This window comes from Bradyrhizobium sp. Ken01 (genome assembly GCF_055807355.1).
Genome location: NZ_JBVVPC010000132.1, coordinates 1 through 1,456, shown reverse-complemented (window position 1 = coordinate 1,456; position 1,456 = coordinate 1). Strand labels below are relative to the sequence as shown.

Annotated in this window: 2 protein-coding genes; both read right to left on the bottom strand. The window is 63.3% G+C overall.

All coding sequences use genetic code 11. The annotated features are described in order from the left end of the window. Positions 1-23: 23 nt before the first annotated feature. Positions 24-263: a hypothetical protein gene (locus AC0L3S_RS39020; RefSeq protein ID WP_473285267.1), complete on the bottom strand. Its 240-nt coding sequence runs from the start codon at positions 261-263 to the stop codon at positions 24-26. Further along, a partial coding sequence (gene tnpC, locus AC0L3S_RS39015; RefSeq protein WP_473285265.1) for an IS66 family transposase occupies positions 260-1,456 on the bottom strand: 1,197 nt, incomplete at its 5' end. The genes AC0L3S_RS39020 and tnpC, both read right to left, overlap by 4 nt.

Here is a 1,456-nt window from a genome sequence, read left to right as displayed (position 1 = left end):
TCCATTCGGCGTAGGCCGCAGGGCTACCGCCTGAGTAGTCCAGGGTTCTCTTTATAGAACTTGATGAGCTCGATCAGGTTGTCGATGCCGAAGTCGGTGAACGCCTGAACGCCGTCTTCTCCGACGCCATAGACCCAGATGACGCCATCCTCGATCTCCATCTCGTTGGCGATGTCCCACAGCCAATCTTCGTCTTCGCCGAGGTCTTTGGCGATCTTGGTGATGGTGGTGACGCTATGGACCTTGTTGACCTGGGTGGTCATGCCGCCGCTCGAGCGGAGAGCGCAGACGCTGACGTCCAATTCCAGGGCAGAAGTTCGTCCAGCCGATGAGCCGGATGAGCGGCGATGCGGGCGAGGACATTCGTGAGCCACGCCTGCGGATCGATGCCGTTGATTTTGGCTGTGACGATCAGGCTGTACATAGCTGCGGCGCGCCGCCCTCCGCGATCAGATCCGCAGAACAGCCAGGACTTCCGCCCAAGAGCGATGCCTCGCAAGCCCCGTTCGGCGGCATTGTTGGAGAGACACACGCGGCCGTCCTCGAGGAATAGGGTGAAGCTCGCCCAGCGCTTCAGGATATAGTTGAACGCCTTAGCCAGGTCGTGCCCCCGAGACAGCTTGGCAAGCTGCTCCCGCATATAGACCTGGAGGTCCTCGACCAGAGGCCGGCTCAGCGTCTGCCGAACCCGAAGGCGCTCCTCGGCACTCTTGCCGTTGATGGACCGTTCGATCTCGAACAGCGCATCGATCCGCCGCACGACCTCGATCGCGATCGGCGAGAGCGGGATTTCCTTTTTGCCGATGGCCCTGCGCCGGGCATTCTCTTCGATGTCGGCCATCGCGAAGAACGGGCGCCGTCCATGCGACCAGCAGGCAGCCTCCCGGATTGGCCCGGCCTGGCGTCCCGGCAGATAGAGCTGGTTGTACCCGTCATAGGCGTCGGCCTGCAGGATGCCGGCATACCGGGCCAGATGCGCTTGGGGATGCTCGCCCTTGCGGTCGCGCGAGTAGTAGAACATCGCCGCCGGCGGGTCCGTGCCCCCAAATGGCCGATCGTCGCGGATGTAGATCCAGCACCGTCCGGTGTCGGTCTTGCCCTTGGCCAGGACCGGTACCGTCGTATCGTCAGCATGAAGGCGCTCGGCCGCCATGACGTGGGCTTCCACCAAGCGCAGCAGAGGATCCAGCGAGGCACAGACCGCCCCAACGGCATCTGCCATGGTCGACAGTGCGATCGGCACGCCTTCCAGAGCGTAGCGCTCCGCCTGGCGGTTGAGCGGCTGATGCTGGCCGAACTTCTCAAACATAATCATGGCCAAGAGGCTCGGACCAGCCCACCCCCGAGCAACGGCATGGAACGGCGCTGGCGCCTGGCTGATCTTCTCGCAGTCGCGGCAGGAGAACTTCTCGCGGACCGTCTCGATCACCTTCCACTGGCGCGGCACCACTTCTAG